The 20,176-nt window shown below is 68.2% G+C and carries 18 protein-coding genes; 9 read left to right on the top strand and 9 right to left on the bottom strand.

Annotation, left to right across the window (positions count from 1 at the left end; genetic code table 11):
• Positions 1-82 precede the first annotated feature (82 nt).
• The 5 genes from HEP75_RS10100 to HEP75_RS10080 form a co-directional block, all read right to left on the bottom strand.
• Positions 83-3,058, bottom strand: a complete 2,976-nt coding sequence (locus HEP75_RS10100; protein WP_185826331.1) for a TonB-dependent receptor — start codon at positions 3,056-3,058, stop codon at positions 83-85.
• 346 nt (positions 3,059-3,404) lie between these two features.
• A complete protein-coding gene (locus tag HEP75_RS10095) occupies positions 3,405-6,368 on the bottom strand; it encodes a TonB-dependent receptor (protein WP_185826330.1) in 2,964 nt (987 codons plus the stop codon).
• Positions 6,369-6,485: 117 nt separating this feature from the next.
• Complete coding sequence (locus HEP75_RS10090) at positions 6,486-7,505, bottom strand: LacI family DNA-binding transcriptional regulator (protein ID WP_185826329.1); 1,020 nt, start codon at positions 7,503-7,505, stop codon at positions 6,486-6,488.
• Between the two features lie 246 nt (positions 7,506-7,751).
• A complete protein-coding gene (locus HEP75_RS10085; RefSeq protein WP_185826560.1) occupies positions 7,752-8,036 on the bottom strand; it encodes a BolA family protein in 285 nt (94 codons plus the stop codon).
• 11 nt (positions 8,037-8,047) lie between these two features.
• Positions 8,048-8,347: a YciI family protein gene (locus HEP75_RS10080; RefSeq protein WP_185826328.1), complete on the bottom strand. Its 300-nt coding sequence runs from the start codon at positions 8,345-8,347 to the stop codon at positions 8,048-8,050.
• A 372-nt stretch (positions 8,348-8,719) separates the two neighbouring features.
• Between HEP75_RS10080 and HEP75_RS10075 the strand changes: the two genes are divergently transcribed.
• Genes HEP75_RS10075 through HEP75_RS10065 form a run of 3 tightly spaced genes read left to right on the top strand, consistent with a single transcriptional unit; the run spans position 8,720 to position 12,276 of the window.
• Positions 8,720-9,658: a ScpA family protein gene (locus HEP75_RS10075; protein ID WP_185826327.1), complete on the top strand. Its 939-nt coding sequence runs from the start codon at positions 8,720-8,722 to the stop codon at positions 9,656-9,658.
• A gap of 22 nt (positions 9,659-9,680) precedes the next feature.
• Positions 9,681-10,700 carry an SMC-Scp complex subunit ScpB gene (gene scpB / locus HEP75_RS10070; RefSeq protein WP_185826326.1) on the top strand — a complete coding sequence of 340 codons (1,020 nt, stop codon included), beginning with the start codon at positions 9,681-9,683 and terminating at the stop codon, positions 10,698-10,700.
• A complete protein-coding gene (locus tag HEP75_RS10065; protein ID WP_185826325.1) occupies positions 10,693-12,276 on the top strand; it encodes a pseudouridine synthase in 1,584 nt (527 codons plus the stop codon). Before scpB ends, HEP75_RS10065 begins: the two co-directional genes overlap by 8 nt.
• Before the next feature lie 445 nt (positions 12,277-12,721).
• On the opposite strand, the gene HEP75_RS10060 is transcribed toward HEP75_RS10065, so the two are convergent.
• Positions 12,722-13,432, bottom strand: coding sequence for a hypothetical protein (locus HEP75_RS10060; RefSeq protein WP_255424049.1), 711 nt, complete (start codon positions 13,430-13,432; stop codon positions 12,722-12,724).
• A 171-nt stretch (positions 13,433-13,603) separates the two neighbouring features.
• Between HEP75_RS10060 and HEP75_RS10055 the strand changes: the two genes are divergently transcribed.
• Entirely contained in the window at positions 13,604-14,296 is a 693-nt protein-coding gene (locus tag HEP75_RS10055) for a hypothetical protein (RefSeq protein ID WP_185826324.1), read from the top strand.
• An 81-nt stretch (positions 14,297-14,377) separates the two neighbouring features.
• Here HEP75_RS10055 and HEP75_RS10050 read toward each other — a convergent pair whose 3' ends face one another.
• The 3 genes from HEP75_RS10050 to HEP75_RS10040 form a co-directional block, all read right to left on the bottom strand.
• Positions 14,378-14,815, bottom strand: a complete 438-nt coding sequence (locus HEP75_RS10050; RefSeq protein WP_185813157.1) for a hypothetical protein — start codon at positions 14,813-14,815, stop codon at positions 14,378-14,380.
• Between the two features lie 88 nt (positions 14,816-14,903).
• Positions 14,904-15,734 (bottom strand): amidohydrolase, encoded by an 831-nt coding sequence (locus HEP75_RS10045; protein WP_185826323.1) that lies wholly within the window; start codon positions 15,732-15,734, stop codon positions 14,904-14,906.
• A gap of 144 nt (positions 15,735-15,878) precedes the next feature.
• A complete protein-coding gene (locus tag HEP75_RS10040) occupies positions 15,879-17,027 on the bottom strand; it encodes a pyridoxal phosphate-dependent aminotransferase (RefSeq protein ID WP_185826322.1) in 1,149 nt (382 codons plus the stop codon).
• Between the two features lie 218 nt (positions 17,028-17,245).
• On the opposite strand from HEP75_RS10040, the gene ccmA reads away from it, so the two are divergent.
• The 5 genes from ccmA to ccmE all read left to right on the top strand — a co-directional run bounded on the left by ccmA (position 17,246) and on the right by ccmE (position 20,069).
• Entirely contained in the window at positions 17,246-17,893 is a 648-nt protein-coding gene (ccmA, locus tag HEP75_RS10035; protein WP_047324868.1) for a heme ABC exporter ATP-binding protein CcmA, read from the top strand.
• Positions 17,890-18,585: a heme exporter protein CcmB gene (gene ccmB / locus HEP75_RS10030; RefSeq protein ID WP_179563973.1), complete on the top strand. Its 696-nt coding sequence runs from the start codon at positions 17,890-17,892 to the stop codon at positions 18,583-18,585. The genes ccmA and ccmB overlap by 4 nt, the downstream gene beginning before the upstream one ends.
• A 115-nt stretch (positions 18,586-18,700) precedes the next feature.
• Positions 18,701-19,450: a heme ABC transporter permease CcmC gene (gene ccmC / locus HEP75_RS10025; RefSeq protein ID WP_179563971.1), complete on the top strand. Its 750-nt coding sequence runs from the start codon at positions 18,701-18,703 to the stop codon at positions 19,448-19,450.
• The gene (locus HEP75_RS10020) at positions 19,447-19,620 is read left to right on the top strand and encodes a heme exporter protein CcmD (RefSeq protein ID WP_003474125.1); all 174 of its coding nucleotides are present in this window, start codon (positions 19,447-19,449) and stop codon (positions 19,618-19,620) included. Before ccmC ends, HEP75_RS10020 begins: the two co-directional genes overlap by 4 nt.
• Positions 19,617-20,069 carry a cytochrome c maturation protein CcmE gene (ccmE, locus tag HEP75_RS10015; RefSeq protein ID WP_185826321.1) on the top strand — a complete coding sequence of 151 codons (453 nt, stop codon included), beginning with the start codon at positions 19,617-19,619 and terminating at the stop codon, positions 20,067-20,069. Before HEP75_RS10020 ends, ccmE begins: the two co-directional genes overlap by 4 nt.
• Positions 20,070-20,176 lie beyond the last annotated feature (107 nt).

Here is a 20,176-nt window from a genome sequence, read left to right as displayed (position 1 = left end):
TTTACATGCATGTGCGAAATTATCCTACTTCCCGCCTCGCCGCGACCACCCTAAACGTTCCGGGGTGGCCGCGGCAAAGCCTTTACCAATCCAGGCCCAGCGACAGCTTGGCGGTCCGGGTCGCGTACTGGTCGTAGCCGGTATAGGTGCCGCTGTCCCAATCGACGCTGTAGGAGTCGTAGTTCTTCCAGTTGAAGACGTTCAGCACATCCAGGCGCATCTTCAACTTGACGTTGGAACCGGTGTCCCACACCTTCTGCGCCGCCAGGTCCAGCTGCTTGATGCCCAGCGTGGTGTCGGGATGGAACTGGCGGATGCGGCACTGCCCGTCCGACGGGCAATAGGTTGTGTAGTAGTACTCCGGCGTGGACAGGGTCAGCTTGCCGGAGAACGTGGTGTCCCAGGGACCGTCGGCGACGCCGCTGACCACCAGGCGGTGCCGCGCGACGCCGCCGGAGGTGAACCAGCCGTAGCCGGCGAGCGTCGGGTAGTCCAGCGCATAGTGCTCGCCGAACTGGCGGTTCTCCTTGGCGTTGCTGTAGGTGTAGGCGAAGTTCACGCTCCACGGCGATTCGGAGGTGTACGGCTTCTCCAGGCTCAGCAGCAGCGAGTTGTTGCGCGTCTCCAGGCCGTTCATGCCCAGGATCAGCGAACCGTAGCCCGGTACGCCATTGCTCCACGGCGAACCGGAAATGGTGCCTTGCTCGAAGAAGCTGCCGTCGGGCAGGCGATTGCCGAGCAGGAACACCAACCCATCCTTGGACACGATGCGCTGCAGGGTCACCGAACTGTTCCAGTCGTAGCCCAGCATCTGGAACGTGTCGCGGATGCCGAGGCTGAACTGGTCCGAATACGGCACCTTCAGATTGTTGGCCAGCAGATCGACCTCGCGGCCGGCCGCCGAGTTGTTCGCCACCAGCCCATCGAGCGTGGACTGCTGCAGCAGCGCGTCGTCCCACTCCAGGCAATTGTTGACGCCGACCGTGCACGGATGCGCGGCGGTGTTGACCGAATAGCCGTAGCTGCCGTAGGTGGCCTTGGTCTGCTCCAGCGCCAGGTAGTCGAACAGGTTGCGGTCGTAGGAGCGCCCGGCGCCGCCGAACAGCACGTGCTTCTGGTCGCCGGTCAGGTCGTAGGAGAAGCCCAGGCGCGGCTGCCAGGCATCCTTGAACGCATGCCGGTTGCTGCCGTCGCTGATGTAGTTGGAGATGTCGATCCCGCCCAGCGCCAGCGTCTGCGCGTAGCTCTGTCCGGTCGGCGCGTTCGGATCCTGGCCGTAGATGGCCGCCACCACGTCCGGATCGGTCACGTAGTTCAGGTAGCTCGGGGTCTTTTCGTAGTCCCAGCGCAGGCCCAGGTTCAGGGTCAGCCGGTCGTTGACCTCCCAGTCGTCCTGGAAATAGAGGCCGAACTGCTTGTTCTTGGAGGTCAGCGCGCCCTGGCTGGTACCGGTGAGGCCGGAGGCGAAGCTGATGTAGTACGGCACCGTGGTGCTGTCGTTGATGTCGTAGTAGTACTGCGGGTTGTACGGCTGCTGCTCGAGCGTGGTCAGTTCGACCTGCTTGTACTTCACGCCCATCTTGAGGGTGTGGCCTTCCCAGCCGGAGAAGGTCAGGTCGTCCTGGAACGAGTGGCCGGTCTGGCCCTTGTGCTGGTAGCCGCCGGAACCGGCGCCGGTGGCCAGGATCACGTTGCCGGTGTTGCCGGCGCCGTCGGTCAGCACATAGCCGTCGCCGAAGTTCTTCGGCTCCAGCGACCAGAACGCCTTCTCGTAGGTCAGGTGCGCATCGTTGAGCCAGTCGCCCATGGTCAGCTGCCAGCGCAGGTCCACCCGGGTTTCGTCCACCTGGTTGTCGGTGGCATAGGACTCGGTGTTCTGCGCGCCGATGTTGCCCAGGCCGGTTTCCTCGCGGCGCTTGGCGGTCAATTCGAGCAGGTTGTTGTCGTCGATCGCCCAGTCGATCTTGCCGAAGTACAGGTCCTCGTGGAACGGCACGGTGCTGTTGCGCACCGCCGACTGCACCGACGCGGGCAGTTCGGCCACGGTATAGCCCTGGCCCGGATACACGTCCTGCGGCGCGGAGTAGTCCTTGCCCTCGTAGGTCACGAAGAAATGCGCCACGTCCTTGACGATCGGGCCGCCGAACGAGAAGCCGTACTGCTCGTCCTTGGAGCGGTCCTTGCTGCCCTGCTCCTTCTCCGACTCGCGCGCCGCGCGCCAATCGGAATTGCTGTAGTCCCAGAAGAAGCTGCCGTGGAAATCGTTGCCACCGGACTTGGTCACCGCCGACACCGCCGCGCTGCTGAGCTGGTCGTACTCGGCCTTGTAGTTGGAGGTGATGACCTTGTACTCGCCGATCGCCAGCTGCGGGAACGGATTGCCGCGGCTGGAGTCCTGCCCGGTGATGCCGCCGGCCAACACGTAGTTCTTCTGGCCGACGCCGTCGATGAACACGTTGATGTTGTTCGCGCTCTGCGCGCCGGACTGCAGCTTGGTCGAGCCGTCGCTGGGGCTGGTCTCGAACACCATGCCGGGCACGGTGTCGGCGAAGGCCAGGAAGTTGCGCGAGCTCTGCGGCAAGGCCTCGATCTGGCGCGTGGTGACGTAGGTGGCCACCTCGGAGGTCTTGGTTTCCACCGCCAGCGGCGCGGTGACCTGCACCGTGTCCAGGGTGGTGGCGCCGCCGCCAGCGGCAGTGCCGGCGCCACCGGCGGCGAGATTCAGCGTCGCCGCCTGGCCGACCTGCACGGTGATGGTCTGGCTGCTGGTGCTGTCGCCCGCCTGCACGTCGACCCGGTAGGTGCCCGGCGGCAAGCCAGCGACCGAATAACTGCCGGACGCGGTGGTCTGGACGCTGCGGCTGAAGCCGGTCGCCAGGTTGGTCGCGGTCACTTTCGCGCTGCCGGCAGCGGCCGAATCGGCCGTCACCTGGCCGCGAATGGTGGCGGCGGTACTCTGCGCGAGCACCGGCGCGGCGGCAAGCAGCAAACAGCCGGCCAGTGCGCAGGCAAGTACGCTGCGTTGCGGCCGGCACGTCGATTGAATGGAATGTTTCATGAAACCCTCCCGGGGTTCTTCATGTTCTGGTTGCAGAAAGAGCGAAGTGGCCGAATGCGAGAAAGAAAGAAAAATCCAACAAGTGACGCATCAGCAGCAGCGACACGGGCAGCGACGACGTTGCGCGGCCCATGTTTTTCCAACGTTTCCACCGGCACTGCCCACGACGCACGGCAAGGTCGCATCGGATCGCCGAGCGCTGATTCGCGCTGCGTCGGCACCGCATGTACGACAACGCGCTGTTTCGACCTCGTGCGCGTCCCGGCAATCGCGTGCATCCACACCAAGAACATGTCCCTGCAACCGCCGCGGCCCCGAACGGCGTCGGGAGCCGCGGCGGCTGGAATCACCAGTTCAGGCCGAACGACAGCTTGAACGTACGCATCGGCGACGCCAACACGCCGTTCGCGGAGCCGTACGACGTGTTGAGGTCGTCGTAGGTCCCGGTATCGGTGTTGTAGTCGGCGTAGTTGGTCCAGTTGAACAGGTTGATGACGTCGGCGCGCACGTTGAACTTGATGCCCGCGCCGGTATCCCATTCCTTGTTCGCCGCCAGGCTGAATTCCTTGTAGCCCAGCGTGGAATCCGGCTTGTACTGGATGATATAGCACTGGTCGTTGCCGGCCAGGCAGTTGGTGCCGTAGCGCGGCGTCTGGCTGGCCAGCGACAGCTTGCCGGACAGGGTGATGGCGTACGGCAACTCGTAGATGCCGGTCACCACCAGGCGGTTCTTCGGGATGCCGCCGGCCTCGCGCCAGCCATAGCCGGCCATCGACGCCTGGTCCAGCGCGTAGTGCTCGCCGTACTGGCGGTTTTCCTTGGCGTCGGAGAAGGTGTAGGCCACGGTCAGGCCCCAGCCCGACTCCTTGTCGTACGGCTTGTCCAGCTTCAGCGCCAGCTGGTTATTGCGCGTTTCCAGGCCGTTGGTGCCCAGCACGATCGCGCTGTAGCCGTTGGGCGAATCGGTCGGCACGCCGGAGGTGGTGCCGGGCAGGAAGAACGAACCGTCGGCACGGCGGTTGCCGCGCAGGAACACGAAGCCGTCCTTGCTCACGATCCGGCTCAGGGTCACGTCGGTGTACCAGTCGTTGCCCCACAGATGCACCATGTTGCGCATGCCGATGCTGAACTGGTCGGAGTACGGCACCTTGATGTTGTTGTCGATCAGGTAGATCTCGCGGCCGCCGCCGCCGGTGTTGCCCGACGCCAACCCGTCCAGGCCGGCCTGGGTGGCGTAGCTCTCGTTCCAGGGCACGCACGGGTCGCCCAGGCAGGCGTTGTTGGCGCTGTTGAAGTAGTAGCTGTACGACTTGAAGCTGTTGTTGAGCTGCTCCAGCGCCAGGTAGTCGAAGATGTTGCGGTCGTAGGCACGGCCGGCACCGCCATAGATCACGTGCGCCTGGTCGCCGAACAGGTCGTAGGAGAAGCCCAGCCGCGGCTGCCAGGCATCCTTGAACGCCTTGCGGTTATGGCCGTTGCTGATGTAGTTGGAGATGTCGTAGTTGGCGTTGTCCAGGTTGCTCCAGTTCTGCAGCGCGCTGGCAACGTCGCCCGGGGTGACGAAGTCGAGGAACGAGGGGGTCTTCTCGTAGTCGTAGCGCACGCCGAGGTTGAGCGTCAGGTGCTCGTTGACTTCCCAGTCGTCCTGCAGATAGATGCCGTACTGCTTGTTCTTGGACACCACCGAACCGCCGCTGGTGTCGCCCCAGCGCACCCGGTACGGCGTGTCGGTGTCGGTCAGGATGTTGTAGTAGTACTGCGGATTGGCCGGATTGATCTGGGTCGAATCCAGCTCGATGTCCTTGTACTTGAAGCCCATCTTGACCGTATGGCTGCCGTGCCAGTCCATGCTGTTCAAGGTCAGGTCGTCCTGCAGGGTCCAGCCTTCCTGCCCCTTGTTCTGGTAGCTGCTGCCGGCGCCGGCGGTGAGGATGGTGGTCTCGTTGCCGGCCTGCGGCACGTACGACAGCACATAGCCGCTGCCGTTGGTCAGCGGATCCTGGGTCCAGTACGCGCTCTCGTAGCTCAGGTTCAGATCGTTGAGGAACGCGGCGCCGGTGTACTGCCAGCGCAGGTTGGCGCGCTTCTCTTCCTGCCCGTTGGTGCTGCCGTGCTGGTAGGTGGTGGTCTCGCCGATGTCGGACAGTTCGTCTTCCTTGCGGTACTTGCCGCTCAGTTCGAACAGGCTGTTGTCGCCGATGGTCCAGTCGATCTTGCCGAAATACAGGTCTTCCTTGAACGGAGTGCTGTAGGTGGTGACCAGCGGCTGCAGTTCGCCCGGCAGCTGATCGACGCGATCGGCATAGATGCCGCCCGGGATCACCGTATTGGGCGTGGTGTATTCCTTGGCCTCGTAGGCGACGAAGAAGTGCGCGCGATCCTTCAGGATCGGGCCACTGAACGTCGCCCCGTACTGGGTCTCGGAGAAATCGTCGCGCTTGCCGGCCTCGCGTTCCAGCGGGCTCTCGGCGCGCCAGTCGTCGTTGGTGGTATCCCAGAAGAAGCTGCCGTGGAAATCGTTGCCGCCGGACTTGGTCGAGGCGACGATCGCCGCGCTGCTGACCTGGTCGAACTCGGCCTTGTAGTTGGAGGTGATGACCTTGTACTCGCCGATCGCCGACTGCGGGAACGGATTGCCGCGGCTGGAGTCCTGGCCGCTGACGCCGCCGGTCAGCACGTAGTTCTTCTGGCTGATGCCGTCGATGTAGACGTTGGTGCCGTTGGCCGAAGTCGCGCCGGAGCGCACCGTGGTGTTGCCCTTGGCGTCGCGCTGGAACTGCACGCTCGGCACGCTATCGGCCAGTTCCAGGAAGTTGCGCGTGGCCTGCGGCAGCTTCTCGATCTGCACGTTGGAGATGTAGGTGGCGTTCTCGGAGGTGCGGGTCTCCACCAGCACCGGCGGCGCAGTGACCTGCACCGCGTCGAGCGTGGTGGCGCCTTCGCTGGCGGTGGCGGCCGGCGCGGCGCCGCCGAGGTTCAGCGTCGCGGTCTGGCCGACCTGCACGGTGACGTTCTGCGAGGTGGTCTGGCCATTGGCGGTCAGGTCGATGCGGTACGAGCCCGGCGGCAGGCCGCCGACCGCATAGCTGCCGTTGTTGACCTGCACGGTACGCGACAGACCGGTCGCCAGATTGGTCGCGGTGACCTGCGCTTGCGCCGACGGCGCCGAATCCAGCGCGACCTGCCCACGGATCGTGGCGGCGGTGCTCTGCGCGAACGACGGCGCAGCGCTCAGCAGCAGGCAACTTGCCAGGGCACAGGTGAGAAGCTTGCGCGCAGGCCTAGCCGCGGTCTGAGAACGATGATGCATGAAACCTCCAGGGTGGTTCTTGGTTGGTGTTGCGATTGCTTGAAGCAAGCGAAAAAGTGCAGCAAGTGAAGCGTTACGAACGACATGGCGACACGGGCGACGACGATGTGGCGTCACCTATTCCTTACTGACCTTGCGACTGGAATCGCGCACGACGAGCAGCGGCGTCAGCGTCTGCCGCAGCCCCTCGTCGTTGCCCGGTTGGTCGATCAACTGCAGCAGGCGCCGCATCGCCTGCTCGCCGAGGCCGGCGATACTCACCTGCATGGTGGTGAGAGACGGGTGAACGAAACGCGCCAGCGGGATGTCGTCGAAGCCGGCCAGCGCGATGTCGTCGGGCACGCGCACGCCGGCCTGGGCGAAGGCGTACAGGCAGCCGAGCGCGGTCATGTCGTTGGCGGCGAACACCGCGTCGGGCAACGTGCCCGACTGCAGCATCGCCTGCCCGGCACGATGGCCCGAGGCTTCGTCGAACTGTCCGGGAAACTCCTGGCCCTGCACCTCGCCCGGATGCGCGGCGATCGCGTCGCGGAACCCGCGCAGGCGTTCGCGCGCATCGAAGTTCAGTTCCGGGCCGCCGACGAAGGCGATGCGGCGATGGCCCATCGCCAGCAGGTGCTCGGTCATCGCCATCGCGCCGGCATGGTCGTCGATGCTCAGCACCGGATATTCGGCGCCCGGCAGATAGGTGTTGATCAGCACCGTCGGCAGCGCCTGCGGCAGGTTGTCGGTGAGGAAACCAGGCCGCTCGGCGTACGGCGACAGCACCAGCAGGCCATCCACGCGCCCGCGCATGGCGCGCAGCGCGCGGCCCTGCTCTTCCGGATCGCCGTGGTAGCTGGACACCAGCAGATGCTGGCGGCGCGCGCGCGCCGCGCCGTCGATGCCACGGATCAACTCGGAGAAGAACTCGCCGTACAGGTCCGGCAGCACCACACCCAGGGTCTGGGTACGGCGACTGCTGAGGCTGCGCGCGGCCGCATGCGGGCTGTAGCGCAGCCGCTCGGCCACTTCCAGCACCAACTTGCGCACCGGCTCGGCGACGTTCTCGTGCCCGTTGAGCGCACGCGACACCGTGGCCACCGATACCCGGGCCTCGCGTGCGACATCTTTGATGGTGACCGCGCTCTTCGCCATCGTGCCGCCCTCCGCGGCCGAGACATTGAGAAACTGGCGCGGACTGTAATCGTTTTCAGGACGAGGCAGAAGCCTTTTGTTATTTTTTCAATAAAAACGTTTTAATTCAAATACTTGATTCGTTGCGAAATCACCGGAATCATGACGCGACGCAGCATAATTACGGCATGTATCCCGCTTTCCTCGGCACCCGCGGCATTGGCGCGGCGCACCGGGCGGTCCGCCACGAGTGGCCTGCGCGACCGATCAGGCGGCGTCGCGCGGCGCCTCGGCGCGGATCGACAGCGCATGGATATCGGTCTGCATCATCGTGCCGAGCGCGGCATAGACCGCGCGGTGCCGGGCCAGCGGCGCCATGCCGGCGAAGGCCGGACTGACGATGCGGACATTGAAATGACCGCGCCCGTCGCGCGCGCCGGCATGGCCGGCATGGCGGTGGCTGTCGTCCTCGACCTCCAGCGCCTGCGGCGCGAACGCGGCCTGCAGTGCGGCGCGGATGCGCTCGACCCGGCCCGCGGCCGTCTCGCTCAGGGCGGGCGCGCTCACGGCAACGTCTTCCGGAACGGCCGCACTTCGACCCGCGCGTAGACGCCCGCCGCCACATACGGATCGGCCTCGGCCCAGGCCCGGGCCTGCGCCAGCGAGTCGAACGCCGCCACCACCAGGCTGCCGCTGAAGCCGGCCGGACCCGGGTCCTCGGCGTCGATCGCCGGGCATGGACCGGCCAGCAGCAGGCGTCCGGCGGCCTGCAAGGCCTCCAGCCTGGCCAGGTGCGCCGGCCGTGCCGCCGCCCGCCGCGGCAGCGCATCGGCGCCGTCGTATCCCTCGATCACGTACCACATACCGCCACCCGCCCTTCGTTTCGCATATGAACCCCGCACAATTCTAGCGCCACGGCGCTGGACACCGACCCGGCTGGCGCATTACCCTTGGTTCCATTGCACGCGGCCGGATGCAGCGGCCCGTCGGTGATCGGCTCCCCCAGCCCCTTCCGACGACCGATTCGCTGCCTGACACCGCCCGCGCAGACGTCCTCCTCAAGCTGTTCCGTCGCCGCGACTCGTGCGGCGTACGCCTTGTGTCCTGTTGAAGTGTGGATCGCGTTGCGGGGATGACGCGACGTGAACTGCAGTACTGCTGGCAAGGCCCCGCGCCGGATCGCCCCTGCCCGGCCCTTCGCTACCGCAACACCTGATGTACCTGACGTCCAACTGATGACCTCCGAACTCGCGCTCGACGCGAACCCGCCAATCCAGCAGACCGCGCCACAGCAGCAGGAAATGCCGCTGGCGGTGGTGCATGGGCAGCCGGTCTTGCAGATCCCGCAGGACCTGTACATCCCGCCGGATGCGCTGGAAGTCATCCTGGATGCGTTCGAAGGCCCGCTGGACCTGCTGCTGTACCTGATCCGCCGGCAGAACCTGGACATCCTGGACATCCCCGTCGCCGAGATCACCCGGCAGTACGTGGACTACATCAACGTGATGCAGGAGCTGCGCTTCGAACTGGCGGCCGAATACCTGGTGATGGCCGCGATCCTGGCCGAGATCAAGTCGCGGATGCTGCTGCCGCGGCCGCCGGCGCAGGAAGGCGAGGAAGCCGATCCGCGTGCCGAACTGGTCCGCCGCTTGCAGGAGTACGAACGCTTCAAGCAGGCCGCCGAGGACATCGACGCGCTGCCGCGGCAGGACCGCGACACCACGCCGGTGCAGGCGCATGTGCCGGACCGCGCCGCGGTGAAGCTGCCGCCGCCGGTGGAGTTGAAGGAGATGCTGCTGGCGCTGTACGACGTGCTCAAGCGCGCCGAGCTGTTCAGCGGCCACGCGATCAAGCGCGAGGCGCTGAGCGTGCGGCAGCGGATGGGCGATGTGCTGAGCCGCCTGGACGACGGCCGCTTCTACCGTTTCGAATCGCTGTTCAGCGCCGAGGAAGGCAAGCTGGGCGTGCTGGTCACCTTCCTGGCCTTGCTGGAACTGGCCAAGGAACAGCTGCTGGACATCGTCCAGGAGCCGATGGATCAGGTCGTTCGCAACGGCGAACGGCTGCCGCTGGCGCCGATCTACGTCAAGTCGCTGGCGCTGGGCAACACCAACGAACCGCTGCAGTTCAACAGCGAGTTCGACGATATCGACGCCGCCAACGACCCTACCTGAGTTTTCGAAGACCCCCTTACGCATGGATCAAGCGCTGATCAACCGCATCGTCGAGGCTGCCCTGCTCGCCGCCAACCAACCGCTGCCGCTGGCCCAGCTGCACGGCCTGTTCCCCGAGGACGAGCCGGCACCGCCGGGCAGCATCGAGCGGGCGCTGGAGCAATTGCGCGAGGCCTGCGCCGGACGCGGCGTGGAACTGGTGGAAGTGGCTTCCGGCTTCCGCTACCAGGTCAACAGCGAGGTGCACCCGTGGGTGGCGCGGCTGTGGACCGAGCGCAAGACCCGCTACACCCGCGCCACGCTGGAGACCCTGGCGCTGATCGCCTACCGCCAGCCGATCACCCGCGGCGAGATCGAGCAGGTGCGCGGCGTGGCGGTCAGCAGCAACATCATCCAGGCGCTGGAAGAGCGCGAGTGGATCCGCGTGGTCGGCCACCGCGACGTGCCCGGCAAGCCGGCGCTGTTCGGCACCACCAAGGGCTTCCTCGACTACTTCGGGCTCAAGCGCCTGGACGAACTGCCGCCGCTGTCGGAACTGAAGGACATCGGCGAACTGGAACCGCAACTGCAGCTGGACCGCGACACCCTGCCGGTCGGCGACATGGCCCAGGCCGGAGCGGCCGACGCCGACGCGGACACCGACGCGGCCAAGCCGGCAGCGGATGCCGACGCAGCCGACGCGCCGCCCGCCGAGGCGAGCGTCGACAACGACACCACATCCGATCCGGAGACTGCACCCGATCCGGACGCACAGGCCGAAGCCGACAGCGCAGCCGATCCGCACGCTGCGGACGACAGCGCCGTCGCACACAGCGATACAGACACCGAACGCGAGACCGATGCAGACGCCGCCACGGCGACTGCCTCGTCTGCAGACACCGCCCCGACGGGCGAACCCGAAGCCGCGCCGGGCGAGCGCGCGGCGGATGCGAACGAAGCCGAAGACAACGCCGTCGCGACGACGACCGTGGCTGTTGACGATGCCGATTCCGAACCACAGGCCGACGCACCCCGCGCCGGCCGGAGCCAAGTAAATGAGTGACACCTCCCGCAAGCCGTCGTTGAACAAGCTCTCGCTCAAGCGCGATGCCGCCGAGCAGCCGAAACTGGAAGAACGCCTGCACAAGGTCCTGGCGCAGGCCGGCCTGGGGTCGCGCCGCGCGCTGGAGCAGCGCATCGCCGACGGCCTGGTCAAGGTCAACGGCGAGGTCGCGCAGACCGGCATGTCGGTCAAGAGCGGCGACAGGATCGAGCTGGACGGCCGCAGCTTCGTCGCCAGCGCGCTGACCGAGCCGGCGCGCGTGCTGATCTACAACAAGCCCGAAGGCGAAGTGACCACGCGCGAAGACCCCGAAGGCCGCCCGACCATCTTCGAGGCGCTGCCGGCACTGAAGGGCGCGCGCTGGATCGCGATCGGCCGCCTGGACATCAACACCACCGGCCTGCTGCTGCTGACCACCGATGGCGAAATGGCCAACGCCATGATGCATCCGTCCTACGAGATCGAGCGCGAGTACGTGGTGCGCGTGCGCGCCCCGGAAGGCGAGGACAAGGTGCCCGACAGCATGGTCGAGCGCCTCTCGCGCGGCGTGCTGCTGGAAGACGGCGGCGCCAAGTTCGACGAGATCGAACGCATCGGCGGCACCGATTCGCACGACTGGTTCCGCGTGGTGGTCAAGGAAGGCCGCAACCGCGAAGTGCGCCGGCTGTGGGAATCGCAGGGTTGCCAGGTCAGCCGCCTCAAGCGCACCCGCTACGGCAAGGTCGGCCTGCCGCGCGAGCTGCTGCGCGGGCAATCGCTGGAGTTGGCGCAGGACAAGGTCGAGGCGCTGCGCGCCGAACTGAAGCTGGAAGAAGGTACCCCGTCGGCGCTGACCCTGCAGCCGGTGATCGGCCAGCGCAAGGCGGCCAAGGCCACCGTGCAGGTCGGCCGCGGCGGCAATGCCTACGTCAACGGCCACAACGTCGCCGACGAAGGCCGCGAGCTGCGCCGCTTCGACAACTTCCGCGAGGACCGCGGCCGCGGCCGCGGCGGCAAGAAGCCGCACGGCGGGCTGACCGTCAGCGGCGAGATGGCCGCCCAGCAGGCGCAGAAGCCGTTCAAGCAGCGCACCCCGAAGGGGCCCAAGCCGCTGCCGGACGGCAACCCCGCCGCGTTCCGCACCTGGTACGTGCCCGACGGCGTCAGCACCGGTCCGACCGGCCACCGCAATGCCGGTCCCGCCGCTGCCCGTGGTCCGGGCCAGGGCCAAGGCCAAGGCCAGGGTCGTCCCTACGGCAAGCCGCGCCCCGCCGGCGCCGGTGCCGGCCAGGGCGCAGGCCAGGGCCGCGGCGGCCAGGGTCAGGGACAAGGCCAGCGCAAGGCGCACCCGTACGGGCATCCGGGCAATGCACCCAGCTTCCCGTCCGACCATGCCAATCCCGGCTTCAGCCCGTACGGCGCGGCACCGCGCTCGGCGCGTCCGGCCGGTCCGCGCGCCGACGGGCAGAAGCGCGGCCCGGGCGGTCCGGGTGGCCCCGGCGGTCGTCCGGGCGGCAATCGCCCCGGCGGCGGGCGTCCGGGTGGCGGCGGCCGTCCCGGCGGCGGCGGCAACCGCGGTCCGCGCGGCGGCGGCTGAGCACCACGCGGCCGGCACCCGTTGCCGGCCGCAGCAGCCAAGACCAAGGGCGCCTGCGCATGCGGCGCCCTTTTTGCTGGGCGCAGAGGCGGCAGGCGCTGCAGATCTCAGTAGCCAAGGCGGCCAGCGGCAGATGGAGCAAGCGCTGCCGGCACGCAGACGCGCGCCGCGGTACCACCAGCCAGGGCGTGTCGTCGCTTCACGAGTGAGTCGCTGGATCCGCCGGGTCGCCAGCCGGCACTGCCTCGCAGCGTCCGACTGGCGATCGGGTCATCACGCCGCGCGGTGTCGGCTGGCGGCCGGACAGGCCCGACCATCAGTGCCGCTGTTGCGCATGCGCGCTGCCGTATCAGCGCTCCGGCACGGACAACACGTGGTTCCCTTGCTGGCTTCGCCCCATGCAATGCAAGCGTGGCGCGATCCGCTCGTTGCTGGATGTCGCGCGCTAAGGCGAGCCGGGCCGGCATTCCTGGCTGTAGGCCACGACGTAGGATTTTTCCATGCACCGCGCCAGCCCTTCGACGACGTCCGCGTTCGGCGGCCAGCGCATCTTGATCACTTGCCCGTCCTGCATCGGCAGCTCGATGACGCCGTCCTTCAACGGCGGCAGGTCCGGTGCCGGCGGCAGCGCGTCCAGCGTCTTCTTTGCCGCCGCCAGGCCCTGCTTGTCGTGGGCGAGGAAGGCCATCGTCGCATCGACGTAGGGATTCCATCCGGTAGGGTCCTGCGGCGCGGGCTTCTTGGACGCCTGCATCAGCGCCATCGCGGCGGGATAGTCGCCGGCGAACGCGCGCAGTTGTCCTTCATGCCAATAGAGAAGGCTGGGGTCGTCGGGATGCGCCTTCCTGTAGTCGCGGATCAGATCGGCCGCGGCGGTTTCGCAGCCGGGACGCGCCGCCACGGCGCGCCAACCGCCGCCGGCACCGCGCACGTCCTGATCGAACTGTTGCCGATCCAGGGCCAGCAGCCCGGGTCTGTCGATCTCGCAGGCTTGCATGCCCTGCCCGGCCGCAGACGCCTCGCGCGCCGACAGCAGCGCCATGAACACAATCACCAGCCAGATCCTGCCCATCGATCGCCTCTCCTGCCTGCAGCATGCGCATACGCCGGATGTCGGTGGCGATCTTGCCATGGCAAGCGACTGCCTGCGCAACAAGCGTTCGACCGGTCTGCATCTGCGCAGGTGGACATGGCGCGCAGGTCCGCTACGGCATCCGCGCATGGCCGCACTCCCGAGGCGCCGATGCGCGAAGGCGGGGAAGCCGATATCCTGCGCATCCTGCGCTGCCCACTTCCGCGGCGGCGCGCCTACCGATCGGGAGATTCCATGTCACGGAAGATACTGCTGCCCCTGTTGATCGCCGCCGTGCTGAGCCTGGGCGCGTGCAAGAAAGTGCAGGAAGAAGTCGCCGCCGCGCAGAACCCCTATCCCAAGAGTTCGCCGCTGCACGAGCCGTTCGACCGCATGCTGCGCAAGCTGGTCAACGACCCGCGCTACGTGGCGCTGCTCAAGCAGGGCGACAAGGCGCAGGCGCAGCGTGCCGGCTTCGAGCTGGCGCAGAAGGGCATCACCCGGCTGGACCATGCCACGCTGGAACAGCGCCTGGAAATCCTCGCCGCGGTCAGCGAAAAAGTGGACGTGCCCAAGTGTGCGCTGCTGGCCCGCGGCGGCAACCCGAACGATGCGCAGGCGATGAGCGCGGCGATGCTGCAGGGGCTGGAGACGCTGCCGCCGGCGCAGATCGATCAATGGTTCGAGATTTCGCTCAAGGCGACCGACGCGCAGTTGAGCAACACGCCGCCGCAGACCGTGGCGCCGGACGCTGTGCAGGCGGCGATGACCACCCTGATCACCGCCCTGCCCTCCGACCAGCAGCAGCGCCTGCTGAAGGTGCTGCCGCAGATGGCGCAGGCCAGCGACGAAGACGCGTGCTGGGCCGCGCGTACGCTGTACAAGCAGGCCCTGGCCACCAAGGAACCGGTGCGCGGCCAGTTGGCCTGGGTGTTCGCTCAGCAGTGAGCGGACCTGCCGGCGCCGCGGCCTCCTGCGGGAAGCCGCAGCGCCCTGGCGCCGCTGCGATCGCAGACGGCGCCGCGCGGCTCAGCGCCGCTCGATGGTGAAACCGCCGACCGCCACGCCCAGGTCCCAGCCCTTGCCGGTGCCGGCCAGGGCCAGCGAGATATCGCCCTTGGTCATGACCTGCGCGTCGGAGGACTTGTCCGCGCCGGCATGCGCCTCGGCGGTGGCGTAGGTGCCGAACAGGTCGTTGAGCGTGTAGGCGCCGGTGAACCGACCGCGGCCGTCGACGATCTTCGACTTGCCCACGCTCAGGCCGCCGCCCTTGGCGCTGATCTTGACCGGGATCTTGGAGCCGTTGTCGCAGGTGATGGTGCCGGTGCCGCTGGCGGTCTTGTAGAACACCGACCAGCCCGAAAGATTGAAGCGCAGCTGGCAATCGATGTTGCCGGCGGCATGCGCCTGCGGCATGAAGGCGATGCCGGCGAGCAGCGCGGCGGTGGTCAACAGTTTGTTGTGCATGGCGACGCTCCGTGGATGGGAAACGCGCCGAGCCTAGCAGCGCGCCATGCAAGACGGCGTCAGCGATCGCGGCACGGCACGGCGCCGTTCAGCGATCGGCGTTGGCCGCGCCGAGGGTGAAGGCGTCGGCGTCGAGCATCGCCGGGAAGCGCGCGCGGTGCGCGGCCAGCGCCGCCGCCGAGATCGTGGTCGTGACCACCTGCTCGCGCTCGCGGATCTCCAGCTGCGGCTGGCCGAGGAAGTCGATCACCGCGCTGTCTCCGGCATAGTGCAGGCCGTTGCCGTCCTCGCCCACCCGGTTGACCGCGGCCACGAAGCACAGGTTCTCGATCGCGCGCGCGCGCAGCAGGGTGCGCCACGGGTAGGCGCGCGCCGACGGCCAGTTGGCGACGAAGAGTTGCAGGTCGAAATCCAGCTGGCCGGGACGCTCGACGTCGTAGCGGTTGCGGCAGAACACCGGGAAGCGCAGGTCGTAGCAGACCTGCGGATTGATCCGCCAGCCCTTCCACTCCACGCACAGCCGCTCGCGCCCGGCGGCATAGCGCTGGTGCTCGTTGGCGTAGCGGAACAGGTGGCGCTTGTCGTAGTGCTGCAGCGCGCCGTCGGGCGTGGCCCACAGCAGGCGGTTGAACACCTTCGCGACGCCGTCCTCGCCAGGCAAACGCAACTGCACGCTGCCGGTCACCGCCGCCCCCAGCCGCGCCGCCTGCTCGCGGATCCAGGCCACGGTCGGCCCGTCCATGCCCTCGGCCTGGTCCAGCGCCTCGTTGGAGAAACCGCTGGTGAAGGTCTCCGGCAGGATCACCAGATCGGTGGCACCGGCCAACGGCGCCAGCAGCTCGGCGTAGTGCGCGCGATTGCCGGCCGGATCGTGCCAGCGGGTGTCGCCTTGGATCAGGGAGATGCGGAGGTCGGTCATGGTGGGGCCGGGATTTGGGATTGGGGATTCGGGATTGGCAAAAGCGGGATTCGGAACTCGATTGGGGATCGGAGGGCTGGATTTATCAGCGGACTCTCCGCTTCTGCGAATCCCCAATCCCGACTCCCCAATCCCGGCGGCTCGTCAGAGCCGCTGCAACCGCTCGATCGCCGCATCCAGCGTCGCTTCGTTCTTGGCGAAGCACAGCCGGGCCAGGCGCTGGCCAGGCGGCGGGGTCTGGTAGAACGGCGACAGCGGGATCGCGGCCACGCCCTTCTCGATGGTCAGCCACTTCACGAACTCGGTGTCGGGCAGGTCGCTGATGGCCGAATAGTCGACCAGCTGGAAGTAGCCGCCCGGCACCGGCAACGGCTTCAGCCGGGTGGTCAGCAATTGTTCGCGGAAGCGGTCGCGCTTGGCCTGGTAGAACGCGCCGAGCTGTTCGTCGTGTTCGGGCTCGTCGCGAATCATCGCAGCGAAGGCGTACTGGGCCGGGCCGAAGCTGGTGAAGGTGTTGTACTGGTGGACCTTGCGGAATTCGGCGCTCAGCGCCGGCGGCGCGATCGCGTAGCCGATCTTCCAGCCGGTGCAGTGGTAGGTCTTGCCGAAGCTGGAGACGACGAAGGCGCGTTCGCGCAGTTCCGGCCAGCGCAGCACCGATTCGTGGCGGCGGCCGTCGAACACGATGTGTTCGTAGACCTCGTCGGAGATCAGGAAGATGTCGCTGCCGCGCAGCAGCTCGGCGACCGCCTGCAGGTCGTCGGCGCCGAGCATCGCGCCGGACGGGTTGTGCGGGCTGTTGAGGATCAGCAGCCGGGTGTGCGGGGTGATCGCCGCGCGTACCCGCTCCCAGTCCACCGCGAAGCTCTGCGGGTCCAGCGGCACGTGCACCGCGCGCGCGCCGGCCAGCTCGATCGCCGGCTCGTAGCTGTCGTAGGCCGGATCCAGCACGATCACTTCCTCGCCCGGCCGCACCACCGCATGGATGGCGTTGAACAGCGCCTCGGTGGCGCCGCTGGTCACGGTCACTTCGGTGTCCGGATCGACCTGCGCGCCGTAGCAGCGCAACGCCTTGCCGGCGATCGCCTGGCGCAGCACCGGCACCCCGGTCATCGGCGGATACTGGTTGTGGCCGTCGCGCATCGCCTGGGCGAGCGTGTCGATCAGCCGCGCCGGCGCGGCGAAGTCGGGAAAGCCCTGGCCCAGGTTGACCGCACCGTGCTCGGCGGCCAGTTGCGACATCACGGTGAAGATGGTGGTGCCCACCTTGGGCAGCTTGGTCTGCGGGTGCATGCGTCCGGGTACGGGAGCGGGAAAGCGTCGAGTGTACGCAAAGCCGCTTGCCGGCGATGCGTCGCCGCCGCGCAAAACAGCGTTCTTCGCGCGGCCCGCTGTGCCGGCACCGCAGTCGCCGCGGCGGCGCCCGCGCCGGGTGGCCGCATGCCGATACAATGCGCGCCTCCCGCACCCACCGCCTGCCGCCGCGCCCGTCCCGGTGCGGCACTCCGCCGATGACCGATCCGTTGCATTCCCCGCCGCCGCTGCTGGCCGCGCACGGGCTCACCTTCGCCCGCGACGACGCCGCCGTGTTCGGCCCGCTGGACTTCCATCTGGATGCGGGCGAGGCGCTGCTGGTGCAGGGCGACAACGGCGCCGGCAAGACCACCCTGCTGCGGGTGCTGGTCGGGCTGCTGCGCGCCGAGGCCGGGCGCATCGAGATCGACGGCCGCCCGGTGCGCCGCGGCGACCGCGCGCGCTACATGGCCTACCTGGGCCACCTGGGCGCGCTGAAGGCGGACCTGAGCACCCTGGAGAACCTGCACTACCTGTGCGGCCTGCAGGGCCGCCGCGCCAAGCAGATGCCGGGCAGCGCGCTGGCCATCGTCGGCCTGGCCGGCTACGAGGACACCCTGGTGCGGCAGCTGTCGGCCGGGCAGAAGAAGCGCCTGGCGCTGGCCCGGGTATGGCTGTCGCCGGCGCCGCTGTGGCTGCTCGACGAGCCCTACGCCAACCTCGACCTGGACGGCATCACCCTGGTCAACCGGATGATCGCCGCGCACCTGCGCAGCGGCGGCGCGGCGCTGGTCACCACCCACGGCGCCTATGCCGCGCCGCCGGTGCGCACGCGCATGCTGAGCCTGAGCGGGGTGGCCGCATGAGCCTGGCCGCACCGGTGCCCTCGTTGTGGCAGGCCACCCGCGCGCTGCTGCTGCGCGACCTGCGCCTGCTGTGGCGGCGCCGCGGCGATGCGCTGCAGCCGGCGCTGTTCGCACTGCTGATCGTGGCCCTGTTCGCGCTGGCGCTGGGCAACCAGCCGCGCCTGCTCGGCGAGGTCGCCGGCGCCGCGCTGTGGCTGGCGGCGCTGCTGGCCGGACTGCTGGCCCTGGACAGCCTCTTCCGCGGCGACGCCGAGGACGGCTCGCTGGAACAGTGGCTGCTGGCGCCGGTGCCGCTGGCCTGGCTGGTGCTGGTGCGGGTGCTGCTGCACTGGCTGACCACCGCGCTGCCGCTGATCGTGGCGACCCCGCTGCTGGGCGAATTGCTGCACCTGCCGCATGACCGCATGCCGGTGCTGCTGGCATCGTTGGCGCTGGGCACGCCGCTGCTGAGCCTGATCGGCGCGGTGGTGGCGGCGCTGACGGTGAGCATGAAGCGCGCCGGGATCCTGGTCGCGCTGCTGGCGCTGCCGCTGTACGTGCCGGTGCTGGTGTTCGGCGCCGGCAGCGTGGCGGCCGCGGCGCAGGGCCTGGATCCCAGCGGCGGCCTGCTGCTGCTGGCGGCCGGGCTGGTGCTGGGCTTGGTGCTGGCGCCGCTGGCGGCGGCGGCGGCGATCCGCATCTCGTTGAGCTGAGCGCATTTGGCGCAGCGCCGGCGCGGCGCGGGCCGTACCATCGTATTGTCCAGGTCCATCGTCGCACCGCTGTCGCCGCACCGTAGCAAGCCCCCCGCCCGCTAGAATCGACCGCATGTCCTCCGTCGTCCGCTGGTTCCACCAACTCGGTTCGCCCCCCGCCTTCGACCGCTTCGCCGCGCGCTGGACGCCGTGGTGCTATCTGGCCGCGCTGCTGCTGGGCGGGCTGGGGATCTGGCAGGCGCTGTTCGTGGTGCCGGCCGACCGCCTGCAGAGCGACGCCTTCCGCATCCTCTACATCCACGTGCCCAGCGCCTGGATGAGCCTGTTCGTGTTCGGGCTGATGGCGCTGTACGCGGCGATCGCGCAGGTGTGGCGGATCAAGCTGTGCGAGGTGCTGGCGATGGCCTGCGCGCCGATCGGCGCCGCCTTCACCGTGATCACCCTGCTGACCGGCAGCATCTGGGGCAAGCCGATGTGGGGCGCCTGGTGGGACTGGGACCCGCGCCTGACCACCGAACTGATCCTGCTGTTCCTGTACATCGGGGTGATGGGCCTGTACCTGGCGATCGAGGACCGCCGCAACGCCGCGCGCGCGGCCGGGCTGCTGGCCATCGTCGGCGTGGTGCTGCTGCCGGTGATCCGCTATTCGGTGGTGTGGTGGAACTCGCTGCACCAGGGCCAGACCATCCGCCTGTTCGGCCAGTCGAGCATGGACCCGAGCATGCTGCCGCCGCTGTGGCTGATGGTGGCGGCGACCAAGTTCTGGTTCGCCGGCTCGCTGCTGGCGCGCGCGCGCGCCGACAACCTGCGCCGCGAGGCCGGCAAGGACTGGGTGGCGAAACTGGCGGAGGCGCGCGGATGAACTACCTGCCCTACGTGATCGGCGCCTATGCGGTGTTCGTCGGCGTGCTGCTGGCCGACTTCGTGCTGGCGCGGCTGCAGCTGCGCGGCGCCCTGCGCGCGGCGCGGCTGCGCGCGCAGCGCAAGCAGCAGCCCAAGCCCGACCCGGCCACGCTGGACCTGAGCCGATGACCCCGCAACGCAAGCGCCGCCTGCTGCTGTTGATGGTGCTGGTGCTGGCCGCCGGCCTGACCACCACCCTGGTGGCGATGGCCCTGCAGCGCAACACCGCCTACCTGTACACCCCGGCCGAAGTGCTGGCCGGCAAGACCGCCGAGCACGCGCGCTTCCGCCTCGGCGGCATGGTCGAGAAAGGCTCATTTCAGCGCGCGCCCGGTTCGCTGCTGGCGCGGTTCCGGGTCACCGACGGCGATGCGCAGCTGACCGTCAGCTACGACCGGATCCTGCCCGACCTGTTCCGCGAAGGCCAGGCGGTGGTGACCACCGGCCGCATGCACGACGGCGTGTTCGTGGCCGAGGACGTGCTGGCCAAGCACGACGAGACCTACATGCCCAAGGAACTGGAAGAGAAGATGGGCAGTGCGCATCGCAAGCACGATGTGGCGGAGGCGGCGCGGTGACTGGAGTTTTTTGCGGGACGCGGGACTCGGGACTGGGGACGCGTAACAGCAAGACCGCGCGCGGCCTGAGCATTGGCTTTTCCGGGTCCCGAGTCCCGGGTCCCGCG

The organism is Xanthomonas sp. SI (assembly GCF_014236855.1).
In the GTDB taxonomy this organism is placed as follows: domain Bacteria; phylum Pseudomonadota; class Gammaproteobacteria; order Xanthomonadales; family Xanthomonadaceae; genus Xanthomonas_A.
This window is presented reverse-complemented; position numbering and strand designations above follow the sequence as displayed.